6 protein-coding genes are annotated in these 6061 nt (G+C 40.9%); 3 read left to right on the forward strand and 3 right to left on the reverse strand.

Features of this window, described 5'->3' with window-relative positions; translation table 11 throughout:
• Positions 1-153: 153 nt before the first annotated feature.
• A complete protein-coding gene (locus NKMY2_RS03775; protein WP_042684677.1) occupies positions 154-471 on the reverse strand; it encodes a hypothetical protein in 318 nt (105 codons plus the stop codon).
• Entirely contained in the window at positions 464-952 is a 489-nt protein-coding gene (locus NKMY2_RS03780; protein WP_042684680.1) for a hypothetical protein, read from the reverse strand. The genes NKMY2_RS03775 and NKMY2_RS03780 overlap by 8 nt, the downstream gene beginning before the upstream one ends.
• 35 nt (positions 953-987) lie before the next feature.
• Between NKMY2_RS03780 and NKMY2_RS03785 the strand changes: the two genes are divergently transcribed.
• The 3 genes from NKMY2_RS03785 to NKMY2_RS03795 all read left to right on the forward strand — a co-directional run bounded on the left by NKMY2_RS03785 (position 988) and on the right by NKMY2_RS03795 (position 3805).
• Positions 988-1308: a metalloregulator ArsR/SmtB family transcription factor gene (locus NKMY2_RS03785; RefSeq protein ID WP_042684683.1), complete on the forward strand. Its 321-nt coding sequence runs from the start codon at positions 988-990 to the stop codon at positions 1306-1308.
• Positions 1295-1732, forward strand: a complete 438-nt coding sequence (locus tag NKMY2_RS03790) for an SRPBCC family protein (protein WP_042684685.1) — start codon at positions 1295-1297, stop codon at positions 1730-1732. Before NKMY2_RS03785 ends, NKMY2_RS03790 begins: the two co-directional genes overlap by 14 nt.
• Positions 1733-2056: 324 nt before the next feature.
• A complete protein-coding gene (locus NKMY2_RS03795; RefSeq protein WP_042684688.1) occupies positions 2057-3805 on the forward strand; it encodes a cadherin-like domain-containing protein in 1749 nt (582 codons plus the stop codon).
• 135 nt (positions 3806-3940) lie between these two features.
• Here NKMY2_RS03795 and NKMY2_RS03800 read toward each other — a convergent pair.
• A partial coding sequence (locus NKMY2_RS03800; protein WP_042684690.1) for an ATP-dependent DNA helicase occupies positions 3941-6061 on the reverse strand: 2121 nt, incomplete at its 5' end.

Below are 6061 nucleotides of genomic sequence, written 5' to 3' on the forward strand. Positions count from 1 at the left end.
CTCAAAGAGCCTTGAACCTGATTTTTGAATAAACAAAATGAATGTTGAGTTCAGACTTTATCACCCGCTCCATTTGGGGAGGATTATAGTTAGAGTTGGACATTTTGCACTTTTGTGATTGGAATTCCATTCTAGAAATATGGATGTTAACGGTTATTGTTTGGCAAGAATCTTTGTGTGTTCGTGTCCTCTTTTGATCCACTTTAATGCACTACTGGTGGGAACGTAATTCGTGTCGATTTCAATCCAACCAATCTTTGCACCATGAGAAAACGGCTTGATTCCATTTGTTTTGATTGCGGTTTGTTGCTCTTCTTTTGATAATCTGACAATTACCTGCCAGTCATTTTTGTTGCTAAAGCCCACAAAAAATTTGCCAAAAATGGAATAACATTGGTAACCGAACATTGGCTTTGTTGTGACTTTTGGTATTTCTGCAACTTTATTTTTTAGGGAATTATAATTAGACATTTGTAATTTGTTTTCTGGTGTATACTCCAGAAAGAACAAGACTTACAATTACCAAGCCAACAAACCATAGTGATAATTCATAGGCTAACAGGTGTAATGGTTCACCAAATAACCCCAACGGTGTGAAAAGCTCAAAAAACACCGCAATCGTTCCCCAAAGTATTATTCCATACGCAAAACCTTTCTTTATTTTCCCATGTCCTGGTATCGAATCATACAATACTGCAAAAAAGAAGCTAAAGATTACAGGAGTGATTAACAGTGCTGGAAGCAAAGATGATGCCTGCGGAACAGGTTCCAACGTATTCCAAACTGCAACAAGTTTTGGACTCTGATCAAGAGTATTACTAAAAATCACACTCTGTGATATTGGATTCATAAACAATCCATACAAAACGAACATGTTCACAATGGTAGTTATTGGAATTGCTATTGCTAGTCTTTTCCAGTTTATTGTGGTACAGCTTGAACAGGTGATCATTAAACAATTAAATATTTGTTTAATTATTAAATCTTATGGGCTCACCTTGGAAAGCATTATCTGATGATTCTCGCAGGCAAATACTTCTTTTATTGAAACGCAAGGAAATGACCCCAAGCCAGATTTCCGAACATTTTGAATTTAGCTTGCCAGCCGTTTCTACTCATTTGCGCGTTCTAAAAGAGGCGGATTTGATATCAGAGCAAAAACATGGTAAGAACAAATTCTATTCAATAAACCAAAAACAAGCGCTTGACTTGCTGAAGTTCTTTGAGAACATGTGGGGCTACAAGCTAGACTCACTAAAGGAATTTGTTGAAAACAAGGAAAAAAGAAAAAACAATGAGCGAGCTTGAGATAAGAAAGACAATTGAAATCAATGCCTCTCCGGAAGTTATCTTCAGGGCGTTATCCATCCAAGAAGAAATCACACAATGGTTCCCTGATCAGGCCATTTTAGAACCGAAAGTAGGAGGAAAAATAAAGTTTACTTTCTTTTCAAAAGGCGCAAAACCCGTTGACAGGGATTTTTTTCCAGAGGGTGAAATAATAGAATTCGTACCAAACAAAAAACTATCATATACATGGACTCCACAAGATATTCCAGACTTTCCAAGAACTATAGTTACTTGGAGTCTTGAACAAATAGGGCAAAATAAGACCAGGGTCACTATGATACACTCAGGATTTACGGGCAAACCTCATGAATTATTCAAAGAACATAGTTATGGTTGGGATTATTTTGCAAATCGATTAGCTGAATATTGCAAGAAAAAATGATTCGCATCTTATTCTTCTGCAAAAGTCAAGATAGGTGAAGCATCACATTGGTTTAGCAAAAGCTAAATAGTTCTGTCAGGTATACAAAACTCAAGATTTGAAGGACAAACCAAAAACAAACAATCCTTCAATAGTGAAAGGGACACAAACCGGTGATCGTGGTAACCTCAAGGGCCTTCCTTAAAATAAATTTTTCAGGAAATCCGATCGCGAATACTCTTAATTCGTATGTTACAGTTACAAATAGTTTGATCTTAGTTGTAGGTTATTACTGTATACTATGTTGATCAGCTTTTTATTATGATGTTATGATGAACATAATTAATGACAAAAATAATTTCAAATACCGTACTAATGACATCACTTGCCGTAGTTTTGACAATCAGTGCAACATCACAAGCGTTTGCACTTGATGTATCATTTACACCAATCTCTACACCATTTAACAACCCAATCGGAATCGATCATTTCGAAGGAACGCCAGACAAGGTAGTAATCAGTGTCAACTATGCAGGCGGAATACCACGAAACTTTGAACTGGTAGCAGCTGATGGTTCAAGAACTGGATTTTCAAGCCTTTCTGGCTTTACTGACGAAGTAAAGATTGCAACTGCCAGAGACGATGGAGTGTCTACTTCAGATGGCCTAAGTCTTGGAGGATTTGTAGCAGGAACAATGTTTACTGGAAATGGAATTGATGGCCAAATTGCCAAAGTTAATCCAGACGGAACATTTGTCAATCCATGGGTTAATCTCCCAGGAACCGGAAACGGTTTGATGAGAGGCAGTCTTTACGTTGACAGAACTGGTGAATTTGGCGGTGATCTAGTTGTCGCAACAACTGCAGGCGAAGTTTGGCGAATCAACTCTACAGGAATCCCAACTAAACTAGCTGACGTCAACGTGCATCTTGAAGGTGTAATGACCGTACCAAGAGATCCACAATTTGGTGGCTTGGCAGGGAAAATAATTGCCGGTGCTGAAGGACAAGGACGCGTTTATGCTGTAGATACATCAGGAAGTGTACAGTTTTGGACAATACCATTTAACATAGAAGACATTGACTTGATACCAGAAAATGAAAACTTTTTTGGTGTCAACTTTGGAACTAGTAGGTTGCTTGGGGTTCCAGCTTCATCATTTGATAGTGTAGAAGGGGAAATCCTGCTTACACAAGAATTTGGTGGAGGACCAACCGGTCTTGGACTATTAAGATGGGATTCTGTAACAAACGCTCCAACTGTTGAATTCATTGGCCGACAAGCAGGTTCATTCGCGCAAGGCCAGTGGGAACATGTAACGTTTTCAAGCGCAGGAATTGTAGAAATTCCACCGGCAGAAGAAATCTGCGGAGACGGAATTGACAATGACAATGATGGACAAATCGACGAAGGATGCAACACAGCGCCAGTCGCAAACGATGATGCATACCCAGTCGCAGAAGATTCAGTGAACAATATCCTAAACATTCTTACAAATGACAGCGATGCTGAAAACGATCCATTAACAATTGATTCTATTGATACCGCAGGTACAATAGGCACAGTTGTAAATAATGGAGGAGATGTTTCATACACACCACCAGCAAACTTCAACGGGGTTACAACATTTACATACATAGCATCCGACGGCAATGGCGGACTATCAAACTCTGCAACCGTAACCATAACAGTAACACCGGTAAACGATGTACCGACATGTGATACTCCAACTACAACTACTCCATACATTTGGCCACCAAACCACAAGATGGTATCAATTGGTGCTGCCATGTCTGCAACCGATATAGATGGTGATACGATTACCACCACGGTAAGCAGCATATTCCAAGATGAGCCAACAAACGGACTTGGAGATGGAGATACATCACCTGACGCAACCTTGTCGCCTGCCAAAGTAAGAGCAGAAAGATCAGGCACAGGCGATGGACGAGTTTATGTTGTAACACTCACAGCAGATGACAGCAATGGCGGAACATGTAGTGGTTCAGTAAAGATCTTTGTACCACATGACATGAAAAAGCCAGTAACCGCAGTCAACTCTGGGGCAACATACGATTCCACAACACCATAAAATAATCCTCTTTTTTCTTTTTGATCGAAATCAACTGGGGAATCAAACTAATTACACAACGCCCCTCGAGGGCCTACACTTTTTTGTTAATTGCAAGTTGCGTGGATATTAACAAAATACGTGTTTTTGGAAGTATTATTCGTCAACTTCCTTCTGATCACAAATGCTCCAAAAGTCGCACATCCTGCAAGTCTGATAGCTAGGTGTTGCCTCAAACTCTTCATTTAGAATAGATTTGACTTTTTCATCAATGGCCTGCCTGACCTTCTCGACTTGTTGCTCTTCGATTGGATTCTCTACAATTTTGTCATGCTTTAGATAAAACAGCGAAGTCTTTTGCGGCTTCTTACCGTATAGTTTTTCCACACCCAAGGCATAGATGTTCATCTGTGGATCTTCCCTGACTGATTTGCTGTTTTCATAGATTCCGCCTGTCTTAAAATCAATGACCTCGAACTTGCCGTCTGGGGTTTTTTCCACCCTGTCGATAAAACCGTTAAACGGAACACCGCCTATTTCCACGGTGAATCTCTGCTCTACTGCCACTGGCGAATTTGGATTTTCTTTTACCCACTTGAGGTATGTCCTGATCATCTCCCTTGCTTTCTCCTTTGACTGGTTCTCCTGAGTATCGTTCTGGAATCCGCTTGAGTTCCACTCTCTTGCAAGTATCTCAAATGCAAGTTCTTCCGTTGGAGATGTCCCCTCAAGCTGGAGTTTTGTCAGATGCTCTGCTACTGCGTGTACTGCGCTTCCCAGATCAAAGTATGGCTTGGGAGGAGTGGGCACCTGCAATATGTGCGCAAATTTGAATTTCAGTGGGCAATCAAGGTATGTCTTGATTTTCGATGCACTCAGTCTTAGTTCGTCTTTGTTAATTACAGGGGTTCTCTTTCCTTGAATCTCATCATCCAGACTTGTGTCGCTGTTGTCTATTTTCAGAATGTCTTCTGGCTTGAAATTCTGAATTGTCCCGTTCTCCTCAAAGTACTTTACCTTGGCAAGCTCGATTATTCTTTGAATGGCGCTCTTTAGGTGCATCTGGTTGAGCGACCTCACCGCTTTTGTCTGAAGGTCCTGCTTTATTCTCTCGATTTTCTTTTCCTCTTCAAGTAAAGCTTCTCCGCTTTGGCCTTGGTATTCTACGACATTGATGAGAGGATTTTTGTCAAATTTCAAGTCCTCTAGGAACTTTGAAGGCTTTGTCTCTCTGATGTTCTGGCCATACCTTTTTGCGTAGGTTATGTAAAGCAGGTTTTGCGCTCTTGTCATTGCAACATAGAGCAGTCTTCTCTCTTCTTGCACATAGAGCTCCTTTTCATCCTCTGCCCTGATGACCCCTTTGGATAAATCGTTTGGAACATAGAATTTTTTTGCCTGGTATCTTAGCGGAAGTTTGTTAGTTGCAACATCGACAATGAAAACCACCGGAAACTCTTGACCCTTGCTCTGATGTATGGTGGTGACAGGTATGGAATCGTCCCCGCCAACACCCTCTTTTAATTCGATGTCAAATTGGCCCATCAGAGAAAGATACTTTATGAAATCATCAAGCTCCCCTTGGGGATTTAGAGACTCGTATTCTATTGATATGTTGTAAAACTCTTTTAGTATCAGTTGATTCCTTCGGTTTTCCGGCGTGTCTGACTGTATGAGTCGCTTGTAAAGATCAGACACTGACACCATTATCTGGTATACCATCTCGCTGATTGTAGACTTGCTCTCAAGCTCAATTATTCTCTGAATCTGCTGTGCGATCTCCTCTATCTCGTCTTTTTGCGTGACATCAAGACTGTTGCAATTTTTCAGTGTTTCAAAAACAAAGTCGATGTCTGTAGGATCGTTTCTTGCCCTCTTCATTGCAGCATGGTTGATCCTAGCTATGTTCATCTCGGAAATTCCATGGTTTTTCATCAGGCGGACAATCTCGATTCCTGCGGCAGTTGGCTTGTTTGCAATTCGCAAAAACGCCATCATGTCCCTTATGACTGGGGATGAAAAGATGTTGGATTCCCCAATGAAATTGGTTGGAAGACCATGCGCCTTTAGCGACTTGGCAAATTTTTTTCCCTCCGATTTTCTTCGCGACAGTATGACAAAGTCTTTGTAGGTAAGGGGATTGTCCGTCCCGTCTCTTCGTTTGATCTTCTTTCCAAGCATCTCCTTTATGGTCTTGACAACAAACTCGACTTCGGCTGACTCGTTTGCACACTGGGCGACGGTGACCTTGTCGCCTTCCTCGTATTCTGATTTGAG

The organism is Candidatus Nitrosotenuis chungbukensis, assembly GCF_000685395.1.
Classification (GTDB): domain Archaea; phylum Thermoproteota; class Nitrososphaeria; order Nitrososphaerales; family Nitrosopumilaceae; genus Nitrosotenuis; species Nitrosotenuis chungbukensis.